This window comes from Solidesulfovibrio sp. DCME, assembly GCF_049995385.1.
GTDB lineage: Bacteria > Desulfobacterota > Desulfovibrionia > Desulfovibrionales > Desulfovibrionaceae > Solidesulfovibrio.
In genome coordinates this window covers 2,291,131-2,310,840 of the sequence record NZ_CP188261.1, presented here as the reverse complement: position 1 = coordinate 2,310,840, position 19,710 = coordinate 2,291,131, and the positions used below count along the sequence as shown (strand labels likewise).

Annotated in this window: 16 protein-coding genes and 1 pseudogene; 7 read left to right on the top strand and 10 right to left on the bottom strand. The window is 52.1% G+C overall.

Going from position 1 to position 19,710, the window contains the following annotated elements; all coding sequences use genetic code 11:
* Nucleotides 1-3: 3 nt before the first annotated feature.
* The gene (locus ACP59X_RS09830; protein ID WP_428568677.1) at nucleotides 4-618 is read right to left on the bottom strand and encodes a Fe-only nitrogenase accessory AnfO family protein; all 615 of its coding nucleotides are present in this window, start codon (nucleotides 616-618) and stop codon (nucleotides 4-6) included.
* 310 nt (nucleotides 619-928) lie between these two features.
* Between ACP59X_RS09830 and ACP59X_RS09825 the strand changes: the two genes are divergently transcribed.
* The 6 genes and pseudogenes from ACP59X_RS09825 to ACP59X_RS09800 all read left to right on the top strand — a co-directional run bounded on the left by ACP59X_RS09825 (nucleotide 929) and on the right by ACP59X_RS09800 (nucleotide 6,165).
* Entirely contained in the window at nucleotides 929-1,927 is a 999-nt protein-coding gene (locus ACP59X_RS09825; RefSeq protein WP_428568672.1) for a SphA family protein, read from the top strand.
* 10 nt (nucleotides 1,928-1,937) lie between these two features.
* Nucleotides 1,938-2,177, top strand: coding sequence for a hypothetical protein (locus ACP59X_RS09820; RefSeq protein WP_428568669.1), 240 nt, complete (start codon nucleotides 1,938-1,940; stop codon nucleotides 2,175-2,177).
* A gap of 167 nt (nucleotides 2,178-2,344) precedes the next feature.
* The gene (locus ACP59X_RS09815) at nucleotides 2,345-3,349 is read left to right on the top strand and encodes an HAD family hydrolase (RefSeq protein ID WP_428568665.1); all 1,005 of its coding nucleotides are present in this window, start codon (nucleotides 2,345-2,347) and stop codon (nucleotides 3,347-3,349) included.
* 326 nt (nucleotides 3,350-3,675) lie between these two features.
* Entirely contained in the window at nucleotides 3,676-4,683 is a 1,008-nt protein-coding gene (locus tag ACP59X_RS09810; RefSeq protein ID WP_428568660.1) for a transporter substrate-binding domain-containing protein, read from the top strand.
* Nucleotides 4,684-4,824: 141 nt separating this feature from the next.
* Nucleotides 4,825-5,667: pseudogene (locus tag ACP59X_RS09805) on the top strand (ArsB/NhaD family transporter).
* Nucleotides 5,668-5,673: 6 nt separating this feature from the next.
* Nucleotides 5,674-6,165, top strand: a complete 492-nt coding sequence (locus ACP59X_RS09800) for an SLC13 family permease (RefSeq protein WP_428569847.1) — start codon at nucleotides 5,674-5,676, stop codon at nucleotides 6,163-6,165.
* A 64-nt stretch (nucleotides 6,166-6,229) separates the two neighbouring features.
* Here ACP59X_RS09800 and ACP59X_RS09795 read toward each other — a convergent pair whose 3' ends face one another.
* The 6 genes from ACP59X_RS09795 to ACP59X_RS09770 all read right to left on the bottom strand — a co-directional run bounded on the left by ACP59X_RS09795 (nucleotide 6,230) and on the right by ACP59X_RS09770 (nucleotide 14,628).
* Nucleotides 6,230-7,051 (bottom strand): methyltransferase domain-containing protein, encoded by an 822-nt coding sequence (locus ACP59X_RS09795; RefSeq protein WP_428568656.1) that lies wholly within the window; start codon nucleotides 7,049-7,051, stop codon nucleotides 6,230-6,232.
* On the bottom strand, nucleotides 7,048-9,669 hold the full coding sequence (locus tag ACP59X_RS09790; protein ID WP_428568654.1) for a hypothetical protein: 2,622 nt from the start codon (nucleotides 9,667-9,669) through the stop codon (nucleotides 7,048-7,050). The genes ACP59X_RS09795 and ACP59X_RS09790 overlap by 4 nt, the downstream gene beginning before the upstream one ends.
* A gap of 450 nt (nucleotides 9,670-10,119) precedes the next feature.
* Nucleotides 10,120-11,058 (bottom strand): glycosyltransferase family 2 protein, encoded by a 939-nt coding sequence (locus ACP59X_RS09785; RefSeq protein WP_428568650.1) that lies wholly within the window; start codon nucleotides 11,056-11,058, stop codon nucleotides 10,120-10,122.
* A gap of 43 nt (nucleotides 11,059-11,101) precedes the next feature.
* The gene (locus ACP59X_RS09780; RefSeq protein ID WP_428568648.1) at nucleotides 11,102-12,478 is read right to left on the bottom strand and encodes a hypothetical protein; all 1,377 of its coding nucleotides are present in this window, start codon (nucleotides 12,476-12,478) and stop codon (nucleotides 11,102-11,104) included.
* Nucleotide 12,479: 1 nt separating this feature from the next.
* A complete protein-coding gene (locus ACP59X_RS09775) occupies nucleotides 12,480-12,995 on the bottom strand; it encodes a hypothetical protein (protein ID WP_428568645.1) in 516 nt (171 codons plus the stop codon).
* Between the two features lie 370 nt (nucleotides 12,996-13,365).
* Nucleotides 13,366-14,628: a hypothetical protein gene (locus ACP59X_RS09770; protein ID WP_428568642.1), complete on the bottom strand. Its 1,263-nt coding sequence runs from the start codon at nucleotides 14,626-14,628 to the stop codon at nucleotides 13,366-13,368.
* A gap of 840 nt (nucleotides 14,629-15,468) precedes the next feature.
* Here ACP59X_RS09770 and ACP59X_RS09765 point away from each other — a divergent pair.
* A complete protein-coding gene (locus ACP59X_RS09765; RefSeq protein ID WP_428568639.1) occupies nucleotides 15,469-16,824 on the top strand; it encodes a 6-hydroxymethylpterin diphosphokinase MptE-like protein in 1,356 nt (451 codons plus the stop codon).
* Nucleotides 16,825-16,835: 11 nt separating this feature from the next.
* Here the strand turns inward: ACP59X_RS09765 and ACP59X_RS09760 are convergent, their stop codons facing one another.
* The 3 genes from ACP59X_RS09760 to ACP59X_RS09750 all read right to left on the bottom strand — a co-directional run bounded on the left by ACP59X_RS09760 (nucleotide 16,836) and on the right by ACP59X_RS09750 (nucleotide 19,699).
* Nucleotides 16,836-17,792 carry a glycosyltransferase family protein gene (locus ACP59X_RS09760; protein WP_428568636.1) on the bottom strand — a complete coding sequence of 319 codons (957 nt, stop codon included), beginning with the start codon at nucleotides 17,790-17,792 and terminating at the stop codon, nucleotides 16,836-16,838.
* Nucleotides 17,793-17,939: 147 nt separating this feature from the next.
* The gene (locus ACP59X_RS09755; protein WP_428568632.1) at nucleotides 17,940-19,073 is read right to left on the bottom strand and encodes an N-acetylneuraminate synthase family protein; all 1,134 of its coding nucleotides are present in this window, start codon (nucleotides 19,071-19,073) and stop codon (nucleotides 17,940-17,942) included.
* The gene (locus tag ACP59X_RS09750) at nucleotides 19,070-19,699 is read right to left on the bottom strand and encodes a winged helix-turn-helix transcriptional regulator (protein ID WP_428568629.1); all 630 of its coding nucleotides are present in this window, start codon (nucleotides 19,697-19,699) and stop codon (nucleotides 19,070-19,072) included. The genes ACP59X_RS09755 and ACP59X_RS09750 overlap by 4 nt, the downstream gene beginning before the upstream one ends.
* Between the last annotated feature and the right edge of the window lie 11 nt (nucleotides 19,700-19,710).

The following is a 19,710-nucleotide window of genomic DNA, read 5'->3' as shown; positions in this document are numbered from 1 at the left end:
ATGTTAAGAGGCTGGGCGGAAAACAAGGCGCAACTCGTCGGCATTGACCCATTCCTGGCTGCAGGTGAGCCCGCCGCTGCGGCAGCGTGCCTCCATCCAGGGCGGCATGTGGCTGCAGTAGACCTCCAGGCTCTTGAAGGGCGTGGCCTCCAGAAAGGCTTCGAGGACCTGCTTGGTGGTCAGGCCGCTGGCCTTGGCCTGGCTGCCCAGGAGCGAGACGGTGTAATGCCCGTCGCCCATGTCCCCCGGCGTGGGCCAGATGCTGTTTCGCTGCGCGACGCGCTCTTTTTCCTGCGCGACCTGCTCCCAGACATAGTCCAGCAGCAGTTCGGGCTCGGCCTCGTATTCCCAGAGCTGGATGCCCCGGTTGTGCAAGGCCCGCGCGAAGACCGAGGGCAGCTTGCCGGACAAAAAGATGGCGCACTGGCCCAGAAACAGCCGCACTTCCGCCGCGGTGCGGCGTATGTCGACCAGGCCCCGTTCCAGATGGACGCGAAGCGCGATCTCCCGGGCCGCAACCCAGGCCTGCCCCTCGAAACGGTAGACAACGACACGGCCCGGCTCCGTGACATCCCCGGCTTTCCCGTCCTGGCCCATGTGCACAGCGATTTCCATCATGCCCTTTCCCTTGCCGTGTCCTGGTTCGATGCCCCAAAAATGCCTGTCGCCACCCCATCTCCGGCGCAAAAGCGTCTGCGCCCCAAACTGCCTGGCAATTGACGTGCCAGAAAATATAAACAAAACATCTTTTATTTTTAGACAATTGCGGTCACCAATTTACAGAAAAAAGCAACTATAATTATGTTATAATAACCATATCGACTGCACAAAGTGGACCATGGCCGTGCAGCAAGCCTGTGCCAGGTTCACGTGGCTAGTGGGTGTACGCTGTTGCAGCATGTCACCAACAAGAAAAAGAAGGTCCAAAATGCCCTCCATTCCTCTGCGTACACATCATTGCCTGTCCTGGCTGGTCGTATGCCTTGCCGCCTGCCTGTTTCTTGCCCCCCGGCAGGCGGCGGCGGTCGAAGGCGGCACCAGCCACTATATTCAAGGCGCTTACGGCGACTTCCTCATGGGGTATATTCCGGCCCCGGGTTTTTACACCCGTAATGACACCATCTACCAGGCCGGCCAGATCGACGGCGCGCTCAAGGGCGGGCGCGCCTATGCCAAGCTCGACGTCTATTCGACCCTGAACCTCACCAAGTTGAGCTACATGTTCGACGTGCCGGCCATCGACGGCTTCCTCGGCATCGGCGCGGGCGTGCCCATCATCATCAACCTGCATGTCTCCGGCAACGCTTCGGCCAACTACCTGTCCCGCGACAACCTGGCCGGCGTTCCCCTGCCCGACCAGAAAAGCGTGGGCGGCTACGGCAACCGGGGCGGGCTGTCCGACATCTTCTTCATGCCGGTCATCGCCGGCTGGAACTTCGGCGAATGCCACCTCGTCGCCATGCCCATCGTGTTCTTGCCGACCGGCTACTACAACGCCAGCAAATTGACCAACCTCGGCATGAACTACTTCTCGTTCGACGGCAACGTGGCCTTCACGTGGCTGAGCAAAACGAATTTCGAACTGTCGCTTAACGCCGGCTACATGATCAACACCGTCAATCCGGCCACCAACTATCTGTCCGGCAACCTCCTGCACCTGGACTGGACAACGGCCTATCATTTCACGCCCCGCTTCGCCCTGGGCGCGACCGGCTACCTGCTGACCCAAACCACGCCGGATACCGGCTCCGGGGCGAAGCTCGGCGCCTTCCAAAGCTCCGGCTCGGGCATCGGCCCCGTCGCCAGTTACGCCATTCCCATCGGCGGCAAGGACCTCGTATTCATCGCCAAATGGATTCACGACCTGGGGTCGCAGCACAGTTTCCTCATGGACACGCTCTATGCTTCGTTTGCCATCAAGTTCTGAAACTGCGGCCATGGCACAGGAACGCTACGACATCTTCATGAACAACTACACCGAGCAAACCTGGACCCTGGCGAGCTTCAACCAAGCCATTGGCGACCTCATGAAGACCTACGTCAAGTACCCGCCGCGCAAGCTGCAAAGCGAAGGCTACTCGGGACCGATCACCCTGACCAAGTACCAGAACTTCCAATATATCCGCGAGTCCCTCAAAAAGGACGGCATCAGCCTCCCGATGCCGAGCGGCAACTGAGCCCGGCCCGGCTTTCGGGACGGCCGCCTTGACCGGATGCACACGGCTTGCCCTTGGGGGACCGCCCAACCCGAGGGCAAGCGCTTTCCCGGACCGGTGGCCGCAGGCCCTGCTGGCCCACGGGCACGGGCCTGTTGCCCCGCCCAACCCCTGATAGGACGTACGCCATGAAACGCAGCGCCATACAGCCAGGCAGCCTTTTCGCCGCCGCACTCGTCGTTTTCACATTGCTCGTAAGCCACCTCGCCTTCGCCCAGCCGGCCCATCCCCTGCCCTCCTGGAACGACGGCTCCAACAAGGCGGCCATCACCACCTTCGTCGACAAGGTAACCCGCGAAGGGTCGCCGGATTTCGTGCCCGTGCCGGAGCGCATCGCCACCTTTGACAACGACGGCACGCTCTGGGCCGAAAAACCGCTCTATTTCCAGGTCTACTTCATTCTGGACCGGATCAAGGCCCTTGCCCCACAGCATCCGGAATGGAAAACTCAGGAACCCTTCGCCTCGGTCCTTAAGGGGGACCTCAAGGGCGTGCTGGCCGGCGGCGACAAGGCCCTCATCGCACTGGCCATGGCCGCCCAGACAGGCATGTCCACGGCGGACTTCGAGCGGGTGGTCAAGGACTGGATCGCCACGGCCCGCCATCCACAGACGGGGAAGCTCTACACGGAGATGGTCTACCAGCCCATGCTCGAACTTTTGGCGTATCTGCGCGCCAACGGCTTCAAGACCTTCATCGTTTCCGGCGGCGGCATCGAGTTCATGCGCCCCTGGACCGAGGCGGTCTACGGCGTGCCGCTCGAGCAGGTCGTCGGTTCGAGCGTCAAAACGCAATACGAGATGCGCCCGGACGGCCCGGTCATCATGCGCCTGCCGCAAATCGCCTTCGTCGACGACAAGGCGGGCAAGCCCGTGGGCATCGACACCCACATCGGTCGCCGGCCCATCGCCGCTTGCGGCAATTCCGACGGCGACCAGCAGATGCTCGAGTGGACCACCGTCGGCCAGAAGGGGGCCCGGCTGGCCCTGCTCGTGCACCACACCGACACCAAGCGGGAATACGCCTACGACAAGGGCACGAAAAAGGCCCTGGAAGAGGCCAAGGCCAGGAATTGGAACGTGGTCGACATGCAGCGGGATTGGAAGGTCATCTATCCGCCCGAGAAGAAATAAGCCACCGTGGATTGCCGGCGGCAGGCCGGGCGTCCCGGGGCTCTCCGGGCACGGCAACCGTCGCAGCCAAGGGGCTGCCCCGGGACGCGCCAGCTGTGTTGCATCGACAGGTCCAGGCGTCGTCGAACGAGCAGCGGCGGCCCTGGCCGGACAGGCCTCTCCCGCAAAAGCGGAGCGACGGGGAACGTCGGATAATCCGCCAGCCATCTGCGGCGAAAACCGTGGCCCTCGCGGCTTTCCACAGTTGTTGCGGCGCCAGGCGCACTGCACTATCAAAACAACAAGCTCGGCTCCAACGAAAACAACGGCCGCGCCATGGAGGCAGGATGCGAACATTCCTTCTCACATGCAGTCTCATGTGGCTCATGGCCGGACCGGCCTTGGCCGGCGAAATCCTGTCCGTGGTCAAATCCGCCAAAACGGTCCGGTGCGGCGTCAGCACCGGCATTGCCGGTTTTTCCGAGCAGGACGGCAACGGGCGCTGGCGCGGCCTGGACGTGGATTTCTGCCGTGCCGTCGCGGCCGCCGTCGTGGGCGACCCCGAGCGGGTCTCCTACAAGGCCTTGCCGACACTGGCCCGGTTCACGGCCCTGATGAGCGGCGAGGTGGACATCCTGGCGCGCAACGCCACCTGGACCCTGCGCCGTGAAGTCACCCTCGGCCTGGTCTTCACCGGCCCCCTTGTCTACAGCACACAGGGTATTTTGGTCCGCTCGCAAAGCGCAATACAGTCGATTGCCGACCTCGACAGCACGAAGGTTTGCGTCGTCAAGGACTCCACCCAGGATGCTTCGCTCATGTTTTGGGCCAGGCGCAAGCAACTCCACCTGGAAAAAGTCGACTTCGATAGCGACGAACAGGCCCGCGAAGGGTTTTTCCAGGGCGTGTGCCAAGGCTATGCCAGCGACGCCGTCCTGTTGGCCTCCATGCGCCTTGGTGCGCCTGGCGGAAAAGACGCCTACACCATCATCAAGGACGACCTCACCCTGGACCCGCTTTCCCCGGCCGTTCGCCAGGGCGACCAGGAATGGCGCCAGCTCGTGGAGGCCGTCTGGGCCAGCCTGCTGCTGGCCGAGGAATTCGGCCTCAAACAGGCGGATTTCCAGCCCGGCGCGTCGCCCTCCCCGGCCAAGGAAGTATACCTTATCAAGTCCGACTTCCTGGCCAAACCCTTCGGTATCGAACCGGGCTGGGGCGCCCGGGTCATCGGCGCGGTCGGGAACTACGGCGAACTGTTCCGCCGCAACCTCGGCTCGGACAGCCCCCTGGGCCTCGAACCGGGGCCAAACCGCCTCTGGTCCCAGGGAGGGCTGTTTATCCCTCCGGATTTCTAAGGACGCGCTGCGAAAGCATGGAGCCCTCTGTTTCCGAAACAAGCAGCCATGGGCAGGTGTGCTCCCCGAGCGTTGCTGTCGCGACGGCCGCGCACCTGACACCCGCCACCCGGCGAAACGCCCAATACTGGAACACCCGTCATGCTGGAAACGCAAACGCTTTTCATCACCGTCGTTTTCGGGCTGGTCATCATCTGTATCGCCTGCAACGTCGCCGACATGACCTTGCTCGCCCTGCTTGGCCTGTCCCTGTTGACCATGGGCGGCGTGGTCACCCACAACGACATCTTCAACGCCACGAAGGCCTCCTCCGGTTCCCTGGCGCTGCTTTTCGGCGGCATGGTCGTGGCCCGGGTCCTCGCGCCGACCGGCATTTTCGACAATCTGGGCACACGCTTCCTCATCCTGACGGGTGGGAGCGGCCGGCGCTTCCTGTTGTTTTTAACGGCGCTCACCGCCGTGGTCTGCGCCATCCTCCCCAATGCCACGGCCGTCATCCTCATCGCACCCATCGTCATCCAGGTCTGCTAGGAGCTGGACACGGATTTCACCGGCCCGATCATCCTCACGGCCCTCATCAGCAATGCGGCAGGCCTCCTCACCTTGGTCGGCGATCCGGCCACCTTTCTCGTTGGTCAGGCCGCCGGCCTGTCTTTTGTGCACTATCTCGAAACCATCAGCCCCGGCGGGTTGCTCAGCATTCTCATCGTGATTCCGCTCATGCCTTGGCTGTTCCGGCCGGCCTGGAAGGCACGACGCCGTATGTCCCCGAACCTGCGGCCCAATCCCATCGCTCGCCCCGGGTTTTGCCTGCTGTCCCTTGGCGCCCTGGCGGTGATGGTGGGGCTGTTTCTTGTCGGCGACTACCTGCCCATCCCCATTATTCCGCCCAGTGCGGCCATCATCGGCGCGAGCCTGGCCCTGCTCGCCCTGCATGTGTCCCGCTACGAATCCACGGAAGCCGTCTTCCGGGACATCGACTAGCGCACGCTGGTCTTTATTTTCTGCATGATGTGTTTCGTCGAGGAGATCACCAAGACCGGTGTCATGAGCGGCTTGTCCCGAATGCTCTATGCCGCCTTTGGTGACCATGTGCTGGAAGCGTCCCTGGCACTCCTGGTGTCCATCGGATTCCTGTCTGGGTTTTTGGCCAACATCCCTGTCGTGGCCGCCGCGATCCTGCTGGCCAAAGGCTATCTTGTCATGACGAAGATGGTGCCCGAACTGGCTCTGGGATTTGGCTACACCGATTGGCCGCCGCAGTCGCTCCCCATTTTCGCGGGCATGATGTTCGGCGGCACGCTCGGCGGCAATGTCACGCTGATCGGCTCTTCGGCCACACTCGTGGCCGCCGGTATCAGTGCCAGCCATGGCAAGCCGATCCCTTTTACCGCGTTTATGCGCTACGGCGTGCCCATCGCCGGCAGTCAGTTGGCGGCGTCGGCGGGCTATGTCTGGCTGTTGTCAATGTGGCAGCGCTGAGGGTGAGGGCGCCAGCGTGCACTTGCGAAGATGAGGCCGCAAGCAGGCTCAAACGGAAGCAGTCTTATTTTTTAGCTCGTATATAAAAAGCGCTGGCAATAAGCTTGGCATTGGTATTGTGCTCAAGTAAGCAGTCAATATACTTGAGCGGTGAAGTCAGTACCACGAGAAAGAGGCTGAAGAGCGAACGAACTGTTTCATTTCCGAAGCTCAGGAGCAGGGCTAACCATTCACAGCCAATCCAAAGGAAACCGGAAGTTGGACCGGCACCAATACCCTGTTTGACCTGCGCAAAGCCAGAACAAAGAACCTTGCAGCCCTCCTCCGTCCAACGCTGAAAATCAGAAGGAGCGGCGTGAAAAGGTTGCATGAACGGGAGATAAAGCAGAAGTTCGCCATCCGGTTTGAGGACACGCCGAAATTCATTCACCATTGAAACAGGGTCGGCAATATGCTCGAGCGTAGCGATGCTTAGCAGCAAATCGACGCTGTTCGTATGAAACGGTAGCGGACCCGGCGCAACACAGACATCAACCGTTTCAAAGGGGAAAATATCCACATTAATGATATCACCGCGATTGTTGATCCGAGACGGCCCGCTGCCGATATTAACAATCACGGCCGTTTCGTCATACTGTTTTAAAACAGCATCAAGTTCGCGCTTGAATTGTGCTGCGATACGGACCGACGTGAAGAACGAAATCAGTATGGAATAAAGCGCAGGATATTGCTTCAGGAAGTCCTTCAACCTGCCGACAAGGCCTTCCCCGGCTGTACCGTGAGCGGCAATATCAGCTTCACCCAGCAACACGTGCCCATCGACAAACTGCAATGCAACGTCACAGGCGGCAAAAGAACGGATCTTGGCTAACTTATCGGGATTCATCTGAGAAAAGTTGTCCTTAAGGCGATAAAATGCTCGCCGGCCATGACAGGGATTGCAACGCAACCCGCCGGACCAGGCGTTACCTGGACGCGTTGTCCATCTACCTCGGCCACCCAATACTTATGAAACGGCAAAGCAAAAAAAACTCTTCCAGAATCAAAATTTGTAAAATGGACAAAGGCTTGCCGAGAATCAATAGCGCAAGAATCAACGTTTGGCAACTTTTGCAGTCGAAGAGGAGAAGCTGACAGCGCGTGAACGATTATATTTCCTGAATCTGCGGTGGTATTAATTTCATAGTCAATACTTCCATCCGAGTTTGCAACAGTATACGGCAACAAAACGTCATGATATCCGGGACCAATCAGATAAGACTGTGTATGTCCTGAACTTTTGATCAAAACATCCACAGTAGTGTCCGTTTCAATAACCAGACGAACCTCTATAGCAGTCACATTACCAGCGAGCAGAAATTCTTGCGGGTAAAGGGTTCCATAAGTTTTCAACGGTCGTTCAAGGAAGCGTCCATGGGTCCTCTGGAGCGTGTTCCGTTCACGGGGAAGCGACTCGGGAGCAAAGAACACCTGGCCAAGATAATCGATATTTTTAAAAATACCAATTTTACGAGGCTGCCCTTCAAACGTGGCCTCAAACTGCTGCATGAACTCGAAACGTTTTCCAGACCTGCCAAGTGTATGTGTCAGAAAGGCAGATTCTGGGCGCATATCAGCAACGACATACTTCACGCCCCAAAGAGGTAAACAGAGGGGGTCAGCCTGATGCACATACGTCAAAGGAGATGTGCGATAGCGCACAGCCCCAGCAAAAGCTTGCGTCGGGAAAGGAACAATGGTCTGTTGTGTTTTACGAAATAAATCTAACGAGATCGGATAAAAATGCATTCCTTGAAATTGCATGATATTGAATTGCTGCTCCATATCACGCCGCAAAAACCGACCGATGTCATACTCAAGATTCCAAGGAGAAAAAGAGGGTGACTTCTGAGGCAAAGAACTTTTTCGCGCATACAGTTCGAAAACTTCTTCCTGGTAAAGATCATAACGATTGTGGGGCAACTCACTACCGGCATTGAAACAAGCAGCAAGATCATATTCCGGAAGAGCTAAAGCTTTGGCAACCGGCGAAGGGCGCACCCACAAAATATAGTCCGGCAGATATTGCGCAGCTAGCGAAGCATCTTTTCCAACAGGAACAACACGATACCGAAAAGGATCAACACGAATAAGTGAATCAATAACGTTCGAAAATCTCTCGACAGGTACGCCAATGGAAGCACCAGGGACAAGATTGTTATCTATCCAATGCAAGAAATTTTGCCTATCTGTCCGTGACGTCAAATACTGAAGAACAGCGACCTGTGATTTAAAAGAAAAAAACAGTGCAGCACAAAACAAAGGGATTACGACAAACGCAATACTCGGAATCATCTTCAAAACACGAATCCTAAGCCAAGCAAAGCATGATGCCATAAGTGGAATCAACAAAATGGCGTGTGAATAGTAATAATATGTCGTATTTGCCAAAGCCCCTCGAAACGACAGGCTAAAGTAAATCGTTTGAAGAATCAAAAGAGAAAGCAAAGTACCAAAAAATGCTCGGTTTTCTTTGAAACGACAAGTTAAATAAATCGAAAAAACCAAAACAGGTGGAATTAACCACAAAAAAACTGGACCAAAAAAAATATCAAACGAGGACCACCGCAGCCATAAAGCATGCAATGTACCGATAGAAGAATTTGAATTTTCACCAAGATGTTTAGCAATTGAAGTAAAATAAACATACCACCCGGGAATCACCATCGGATTGGCCAAAACATAAACAGTTAGAAAAACAATAGCAGCTTGCGTGCCAACCCTTAAAAAATAACGAAGACGCTGAGCGCATTTTATCGAGCAATACACCAGAAAACATATCAGTGTCAGTCCCGTAGTGATCAAAATTAATTTCATTGAAAGAGAAAGGCCTAACCAAGCTGCGGCAAAAATACAATAGCGAGGTTGTCGCGTTCGCAAAAATTGAATCTGATGCATTACGGACAATAATCCGACAGCAACAGCGAGAACATCAACTTTCAACCGCACTTCAAAACCGGGTACAAAAGGCATGGCAGCAAATATCAAAACAGCAAAAATACCAGATAACTTCGTGAAAAAATTTGTGCATAACCAATAAAGCACCAGAGGAACCAGCATCAACAAAACAGCTTTATATACAGCAAAAGTCTTCCAAACAGTTCTATAAGCATCGGGATATAAGAGGTAAAGGGATGGATCACTAAACAGAGTAACCAGACCAAGACGTTCAGCCACCAGGAGAACGAATCGTCCAAGATATATATAAGGCCCCCCAATATCGATTCCATAAGGCAGATATCGAGGAAGATTCTTTCCTTGACCCAATGCGAGTGCGAGATTAGCAGAACCGTCATCTTCGTAAGTATTAAGAGAAAAAATACGGGATGTATTTAACAGATAGCCTTCACCATCGCCAACCCCACGCACTTTTCCTATCGCCATTAATTGAACCGCAAGCACGAACACAATAACCACCCAAACCAATGGATGAACATTATAGTGAATACGCAACGTATCCTTCATAAGTGTTTAACCAAAGTATTTTGTGTAGCAGCACGTTGAAGCGGTCTGGACAAGTCAAATGTGTATGCGACAAGGTAAACGATCATCAGATTGAAGTTCAAACTACCAACTCAGTTGCAAAGATCATTGACTCACCGTAGCAAGAAGTAGCTTGCATTAACATTAATTCCATCAGTAACCAGGGATCGGTCGGCAAATCAAAACGTTTCTTCAAGAAATCGCCAGCAAAAGTGGTACGGTATCCTGCACACTCACTTTATCACAGCGATCCGGGAAAGGGGATGGCGTCAAGATCAATGCTAAAGAGCTTGACCAACAGCAAGAACTTAGCGTCAGAAATCATTGAACAAGAAAAGTACATATTACCAACTGGGAAGACGAGCAATTAGCAGAATCAACTCCTTTCTTCCAGGCAATGATCATCAATAATATATCCAGCAAGACAATAAATCAATTATATATAGCATCAATCACATAATGCGGCCTTCTCTTTACTTCAAAATATATACGCCCAATATACTCGCCAATAAGACCCAAACACATCATTTGCACACCTCCTAGAAAAAATAAAGCAACGACAATTGTTGTCCAACCCACTACACCTGCTGTCCAAATTTTTGTGATAAAAGCCAACAATATACAAAGTGAAAAAGCAATACTTAACAATGAAATAACAAAGCCAATGATAGAAATAACCTTAAGTGGAATCATTGAAAATGATAATATCGCATCCAGTGCATTGTTTATCATCTTAAAAATGTTATATTTTGTTTTTCCAGCGGACCGGGGACTATAATCAATCTCCACACCAGCCCATCTAAAACCAACCCAAGAGTTCAGTGCAGTAATAAACCGCACACGCTCCGGCATCTTATTTATTGCATCCACACACTTACGATTCATTATCCGCATTACCGAAGCATTCAAAGGCTGTTGGTGTTTGACAAGTTTATTAAAAAGATATATATACGATAACGACCCCACTCTTTTAAAAATCGAACCACCGAGTGATTTTCTGACACCATAAACAACATCATACCCTTCATTCATCTTAGCAAGTAAAGGAAGAATCGCTTCGGGAGGCTCCTGCAAATCAGCATCCATCCATACTACACGTTCACCTTTACAATAATCGAGAGCAGCTTGTGCAGCAAAATGTTGTCCAAAATTACGCGAAAGTTTAATCAATACGATCTTATCATTGATTTGTTTTGCTTGAAGAATATTTTCGACAGTACTATCAGTGGACCCATCGTCAACAAATATTATTTCATAACTCTGTGTAACAGATTCAATAACAGGCACAAGGCGATCTACCAGCGGAAAAATATTATCCGCTTCATTCATAACAGGGAGAAGTACAGAAATTTGCATAAGCCTAACGCCCACACGTCCTTACAATCTAGTAAGATATGTTAAACACACACGAAGATCAGTGAGCCATAGAACTAGAAGCTAATTTGGTAGAGATTACATCGGCAACAATTTTCTGTCCAGTAGGATTCATATGCATATCAAACTCAAAGTAAGGAAGAGCACTAGGCGAAATCAATATAGGCAACGAATCAACATACGATTCAAGATATGGCGAGGTATCTATAAAACCAATTTCATTTTTCAAGCAAAAAACTTCAAGAGCCTTCCTTTCTATTTTGCCATAATCCATATCATCTGGAATTGATTTTCCGAGAATTCTTTTATAATACACAGTATATCTTGAAGGAAAATAAATAACAACAACTTTGGCGTTTTTTGTATCAGCCATCCGCTTAATTTTTATGAAACTTTCCATTGTTTTTGTCCATTCTGGAGAATTACCGATCAATTTTATAGCAGACGCATTGTAATCTATATATTTTAAATCATCATAGTAACGCAGAAATACATCATTCTTAAGTTCTGCACTACTAAAAGCCGTGTTTGTTATTTTTTTCGAAAAAAGTGGATCATTCTGGCTTACAATAAACATAAGAACTGAAAGAAGAGGCGATCTAGTAACAAAACGCACCTCTTGTCTGCCTAGTAACAAATGCTGGTCAGCAAGAGCGGCCAACCCTTGTTTTTGTATCATGCCTTTTGAGTGATCAGTAAGTTTGAGGAAAAGACTTTCACGTTGAAAAATAGTTTCTGTATAACCAATAAAAACGTACTGAGGCGAAAAGCTTTGCGCGTAGAATTCATATGTTGCTGCCATTTGGCTCGGTGCATACCCATGGACACCCATAGAGTAAGTAGAAAACCCTTTAGCCCCTAATAATGTTTCCCAGGTATTTTCAATTTTGCACCCCATGGCTTCGGTAAAACTATCGCCTAAAGCCACTGCCTTGATGGGCATTTTCAATAATCTTGGATCATTTTTATATCCTAAATCATCTGTATGCCAACTATACGAAAAGCGATCGGAAGGCTCCCTGAACCCAGGAAGTTGCACTAGCACATTTGGTTTGAACTTCATCCATGGTGAGTGGTCCAGATATTGAATTATAGCTTGCCGTTGGCTTTGGTTATCATCTTTCAAAAATATTTTTATCTGATAGGGTAATAAATCTGAAAATAATCGACCACATATATCCATAAACAAAATTGCAAAAAAAACTGAACAAAGAACAAGTTGAATGTTCGAGGCCATTTTCCCGACGAGTCTTCTGTTAAAAGAAAGAATGAAAATCATTACACAAAGAATCTCAAGACCTAATACAAAAAACTTTGCGTCTTTAATATTTACATCAATTGCAAACCAGAATAATAACGGTAGCAAAATTGTCGGCAGTCCAACAACAAAATGCATAGTGTTTTTTTTCATTTGCATATTATTTCATAGAAATCGTAAAATTCCGATATTTTACAGCAAAGCGTCTTGTATCTGTTGAACTACTGCCCTCCTGCCCAGTCCAATGAGAATATGATATCTCTAAAATATTACGACCCTGGATTGCATTTCCTTCAATGCTAAAAACAAGAGGGGCAGATTTATTTTCATTTTTTGGAAGATCAGAAAGTGTCAACAATGACTGGCCATTTAAAGTAAAAATCATTGACTGTCTCAAATGAGGATTCTCGAAAGCACCAGAAATAATGACAGGACCTGGGTTATCCATATAGAAATAAAGCCGAGAACTATCACCTATTCCCCAACGCCATCTATCAGAAGTACTTCCTTCGGTTGGATATAGCCCGCTAAGAACAAAAACAGCCCGTGTGTCTGCCTCATCTAGTGTCACTAACTCGGCTATTTCTTTATTTTGTTGCGAACAAGAAACCAGCATCAAAAGAAACAGAAAAACATATATTCTTGCTGAACAAAAGCAAAATATTTTCGTAGGCATATAACTTAAACTTCTCCTAGCATTGATCAATAGCATGGCATTTACAAAAAGCTAACCAAACAAACAACACAATGCATACAGTCTTCCAAAAACAATATTTAACTAGATGCACAGCATATTGGAACAGTATGTAATCAAAAAATCTAGGCAATAAATATTTCAAACCGGCATCCTAGTCAAAAAAAACAACTTTCACAGAGGCATCTCGACGCAAAGCATTTTGTTACACTTGCTAATATTCATACAAAACATTTTAAAGGAAAATTAGATGCAAATCACACTACTTATCGATTTACCTTGCTCACCAATTCGTTTCAATACACAGCCTGTCAAAGAAAACGTTCTATTATTAATGGGCATCAATAGAGCGTTATTGGTTGTCCTGAACAAACAGTGTAGAAGCAATATATTTACTAATCGCAAAAGCTGCCAGACTAATTCCGTCATCGTTCCAATGAATGTTTTGATACTCGTGCAATGCGTCTTGATTATTCTTAAACGAATCAAATAAATCGACATAATGAGTATTTGTCGAACGTGCTACTGTAACAACCTTATCTTTATATCCATACTCGGCAAATTTTCTGTGCATCTGACTTGCTCGATAATTAAATTCATCTCGCTGAAGAGTATTTGGAATTGAACAATCATCAGAAATTGCAACGACAAAGGTGAAATTATGCACCTTTGCAAGTTCTTCAAACTCCATCAATGTGCATTTAGTCGAATTCAATGCATCTCTAAATACCGATGGCAGGCCATCCACAGGGACCCAAAACATACTATTTATATCTAGATCTCTTGGAAAGTACCAATCGGAAAGAATCTTATTGAACTGTGGCATTGAACGCAATTGAAAGTATCTAAAAGCAAATTCATTATCCCTTGAGAGAAACACTTGACGATCTCTGCTCACAACAATATCATTAATCCAATTAAAAAGATGAAGGCGACCTAATGTTGACTGTAGAAACTGATCAATTTTTGTGTAAATCGTATTCGTCTGTTTTGCAGGAAGTTCTTGGAGTAAATACTGTTGGTAATCTGAATCTATCGGGATCCTGCGGCACTGTCCATTGCTCTCTTCAAAAAACAAACGCATTGGATGATCAGGATGCGCTCCCAACTTAATGGACTCTAGTATTCTCGAATTATTAGCAAAAGTTGAGGAGTTAAATATTGCGACAACAGCCACCGGGTTGAACTCGATACCATACTCTTCAACAAATGAATACATATTCCCAAGACCAATCCCAGGAAAACCCATCGGAATAACCTCAAATGACTCTGAAGGAACCTGCCTATTCAGATCCTCTTCTAATTGCGAAGCGAGTGTTGTGCCACTGACAAAGGAGTCGCCGACAAGGATGACCCTCTTTCTGTGTTTATCGCTTGGAGTACGGTTCTTATCTACAAACCCAAAATCATTGACAATACCTGGCGAGGCCGCGTGGTCGTAGACAAATCCGACTTTCTTGTTAAAAGTATACACTAACGGTGCAAAATACTTAGAAGTCATCCGAAGATACAACTCACTCACACCAATGACTAGAATAAGTAAAAGCACGATAGGAAATATTACTTTTGTCAATAAAAACGCACATCCATCATATATTCTTTTTACTATTTTCATGTCAGAATTTATAAACAATTAATATCTCTTTACCAACAAAACAACCCTTGCCAGACACATTGTAATACAAAAATGTCCAACCACAGCTTAAATCAACTTCCTCAGCTTTCCTGTAGCACATCACATGGCTACATCTACAGACTCTCGCAACGACAATACAAAACAATACCACTGATTGTTTTACAACCGAATCAAAACACAATACTTACAGTTATCAAATTTCATTTGCTTGGTGATGTAGCATGTAGAAAAATGCAGCTTAAGACACCGCAACCAAAACCACTTACATAGCCATATCACCTCTTCCTCCGAGCATCTGGATGATTGATTTCGTTAAAGTGTTTTCAACATAATCGGGACCTTTTCTTACTACATAATATTACAAGACCGGATTGTCCAGTCTTTGTCTCGCATCTGCATGAATGTTGCCTCCATAAAAGAAAACACGAATATACATGAAACCATTCAGACGCAACACTTTGTACTTCAGCCCAGCGCCAAGCCTCTTGCTCCTTCCGGCCTTACGGTTTATAGGCACCATATCATAACCGGACAAGGCAGCAGCTATGCTTCTCATTTGAACCAATACGTCCTGGCTTGCTCCATTTCAATAGCCAAAACAGGCGAGCACCCAGCACTTATTTGTGCCGCAAAAGCCTACGCTAACTAATCGCGGCGAGATCCCGCCTGGAGCCGCGAGGCCCGAGGCCCGAGGCCCGAGGCCCGAGGCCCGAGGCCCGAGGCCCGAGGCCCTGTCCAGGTTGGCACCCGAAAACCATAACCCGAAGTTGGCCTCACGCCAACAGACAAAAACGTCTCAACCCATGGCGCGGAGTTACAATGCTGACGATCAGCTGCGACGATCAGTGCTTCACACTGGCGATTGATGATCATACGATCACAACAATCCCATTATCATTACGTAATATTTATCAGCTTGATTTATTCTTTAAACAAATCTTTGTCAATGATGGCTACGTACAGGGTGTTCGTTTCAACTTTAATGAAAAATCTTACAATACCTATTCTTCCTTGCAGATGGAATTGCTCCTCCAAGTCATTTACCTTTCCTTGGTATATTATGTCTACCCTCGAATCAATGACAAATCACCGAACCGGCCAGTCAATGCCCGTGAGGACTTTGAGCATCATTATAATAGTATCAAAAACCTTTCTCTTTTTTGCTCAATGTACAATTGCCAAATTCTGAACGGATATGGTGTTGGCCATCCGGCAATCGTTGTGGCACCTGGTCCATCTATTGACCTCGATCAATTGCGTGGCCTGCGAGACAAAGTCATGGTCATTGCCGTTGGCCGAGTGCTTCCTCGCTTATTGCAGAGCGACATTGTTCCAGATATCGTATACATTCAAGAGACGACTTTCCGTGGTTGGGAAGACATTTTCGGACAAGACACCACGGTCTTGGACACGACTGTCATCTGTAATCCGGTCGGACCTATTCACGCTTTTGCCCACCGCGTGAAAACAATTTACAGAGCCTGGAATTATTATCCGTTTGAAATGGACCAAATGCCAAAACTGGACGAGATCGCTCCAAGCAGCACGACCGGTGCCTATTCCATTGCCAGGCTGCTCAAGGCCGATCCCATTATCTTCATGGGCTGCGATTGCGGTTCGATAGTATCCGAAAACAGCGCTGCTGCTTTATCCACGGCAACGAACCTCAGCGAAGTGGTCAAATCCAAGGCCGTTATTGAAACGCCACTCAATCAACTCGCGGAATACGTCCTTTCCGATTCCGGTCGAACTATCTTGACAAAATCCGATTATCTTGCTTGTACGCAATGGCTGAAAAACGTTTTTTTTCGCGATGCCCTACAGGAGAAAATAACCTTCTACGATTTTTCCCAAACGGGGCTGCTCCAGGGCAATGGCCTCGCCCGCCCCCTTCCGTCCGATTTCGATGCCCCCCCTTTCCTGAAACAACCCATGCCCCGCTATACCGTACGCGGGGATGTCACCACGCATCAAAACAGGCTTAGGCAACACTACACTTTCATCAAACGCCATCTTTTGCGCAGCGCCGCCATTCCGGAATCCGCCCTGCGTCCACCCTACAATTGCATCTTCACGGATATTCCCCGTTACGACGGCAGCCGGATCACGTTGGATGACACGGAACATGCCTTGGTGCTTGCCCGACTCGACCAGTTGCTTGAGGCGCTCGGCTGAGGACGGTTCGATCAAGCGAGGTTTTCGTAGAAGCGGACCAGATCGACGATCAGGCGGGCTTCGGTCCAGACCGTTTCCATAAACGTCCGGGAAATCGAGCCGATTCGGGTGCGTTCTTCGGTGTCGCCGACCAGGCGGCGCACGGCCGCGGCCAGGGATTGGCGGTCCCGGGCCACGACCCAAGGCAGGGGGCCGCAGTCGAAATAGCCGCGGATGGTCGCGCTGTTCCAGTCGTCCAGGCCGGCGATGACGGGCAGGCCCTGGGACAGGGCCTCCAGGGAGGCCATGCCGTAATAGCCCTGCATGTGGTCGAAGGCCAGGTCGCAGGCCTGCTTTCGGGCCAGGCACTCCACGTGCGGCACGTCGTCGATGAGTTCCAGTTCGAGCTGGGGCAGTTCGGCGGCCAGTTCCCGGCACACGGCCAGCAGGTCGTCGGTATTTTTGAGGTCCTTGCGCGTGGGCGAATGGGCCAGGCGCACCTTGCCGTCGGGCCGGCGCGGGCAGGGGCGGTAGGCCGTCAAATGCTCGGGCACGAGGTTGGGCTGCCAGCGCGCGCCCGGAAGCTTATGCAGCAGGTCGGGTGTGCTCACGAGCAGGTTGGTCCGGCCGAGCTCCCGGTACTTCTTCTGGAAGACCTCGGGCTGAGCCCGGAAGACATGGTGTCCGTGGTGGTGGTGAACAAGGCGCTTGCCGGGCAGAAACGGCGCGGCCGTGAGGTGGCCCAAGGGCATGTGCTCGTCGGCCAGCATGTGGAAATGGAAAATGTCGGCCGAGGCCAGGACCGATTCGAGTTCGTCGCGGCCGGCGGCGTCCAGGTCCGGCACGTGCAGATCCTTTTCCCAGGCGTGGGTGTAGCGCGTCTGGGTGGTGACCAGGCGGCAGACATGCCCGGTATGGCGGGCAAGCGCGCTGCGCAACAACGACCCGACACCGGCCGGGTCGTTTTCCGCGATCATAACGATACGCACGGCATCACTCCCGGCCGGGTCGGCGGGGCTTCACCAACCCGTGCCCAGGCGTCGCCGCGTCGCGCCCCCATGGGCCGTATCGCCGCCCGCCCGGCACGGCACCGGCTGGCCGCCGCAAAACCCGGCGACCCCCGGGCACCGTAAGCATCAGGAGCGGTTGCCCGCCGCCTGCTTGCGGCAGCGCTTGACCGGCCCGGGAACGGGGTCCGACGGGGCGGCGGCGCAAGGCGCCAGGGCGTTCCAGTCGACCAGTTCCTCGCAGGACACGCCCCGGGTCAGCCGCATGCCGAGGACCTCGTCCCACTGCACCGGGGAAATGCCGTTGCCCGGACACTTGAGCGTCACGTCGGCCGGGGTCAGCACATGGCCGGCCGGCAGGTCGCGGGCGTAGACGATACTCTTGCGCAGCTTGGCCGCCGAGGCCAGTTCGGCCGGGCAGACCTGCTTTTCCGTCAACATCATGGCCGCTTCGGCCTCGCGGATCATGGCCCGCATGGCGGCGAAGCCGGCCGGGTCGAGGGAGGCCTGGTGGTCGGTGCCGCGCTGGGCGCGGTCCAGGGTGAAATGGCGCTCCACCACGCAGGCCCCGAGCACGGCGGCGGCCACACTCGGCCCAAGCCCGGCCTCGTGGCCGGAATAGCCCACCGGGAGCCCATAGCGGCGCGACAGGGCGTGCATGACCGGCAGCCCCACCAGCTCGTCCGGGCAGGGGTAGGAACTGTTGCAATGCAGCAGGACGATGCGTTCGTGGTAGCGGCGCATCTCGGCCACGGCCACGTCGATGTCGTTCCACTGGCTCATGCCCGTGGACATGACCACCGGCACGCCCGTCTCGCCGACCAGGCGCAGTAGGGGAATGTTGACCACGTCAGCCGAGCAGACCTTGAAGAGCTCCATGCCCAGTTCCAGCATGTCCCGGGCGCTGACCAGGTCCCAGGCCGAGGCGAAAAAGACCAGCCCCAGGGATTCGGACAGGGCCTTGAGCTCGGCCATGGCCTCCAGGGGCAGTTCCAGGGCCAGCCGGTGCTCGCCGTAGGTGGCGCCGAAACTGTGCTTGCCGCCGTAGGGCGCGGTGAGGCCGGCCTGGGTGAACAGCGCGTTCATGTCGCGCTTTTGGAATTTGACGGCGTCGGCGCCGGCCGCGGCCGCGGCCTGGACCATCTCCCGGGCCATGGCCAGTTCGCCCTGGTGGTTGTTGCCTATCTCCGCGACGAGAAAGCAGGGTTCGCCGTGACCGATACGCCGGCCCGAAGCCAGACGGATGCTTTGCTCAGTGCTCATAGGCTCACCATCTCCATCCCCCGGGCGAGACACAGGGGCTCTAATTGTTGACGGATCTCGTCCCGTCGCCCGAAGGACGTGATCAAGACGGCCTGGCAGTCCACCATCTCAAGGACATGGGGCGGTGACACGACGTAGCCGTGAAACAGCGTGCCCTGCTTGGCCGGATCATTGTCCACCACGGCCAGGACCTTGACGGGCATGCCGCCAAGAACCGACAGGGCCACCTCGCAGGTTTCCGAGGCACCGAAAAGGGCGATCCGTTCGATGTTGTCGCGGGCGAGCCCCCCCAACCGCGCCCCGACCTGCCGCTTGAGGGCGGTGTAGATGCGGATGGCCTCGCTGGAAAAGTCCCGGGCCATGTCGGCCCGCAGGGCCTGGCCATCGGGCGTGGGGACATAGTGGTAACTCTTGCCGTTTCTGGCCTTGAAACGGATCAGCCCCCGCTCCTGCAACTCGCGCAGGTGCTGGTTGACCACCGCGCCGCTGACGCCGAGCTTGCGGGCCAGGTCGCGCTGGGAAAGGCCACTGTTGTGGCAAAGCGCGTCCAATATGGCCAGCACCCAGGTGTCGCGGCTGGGGGCGAAGTACTGGGTATCCAGGGGCAAGGCAGGCAAACTGCTCATAACGCGATCAT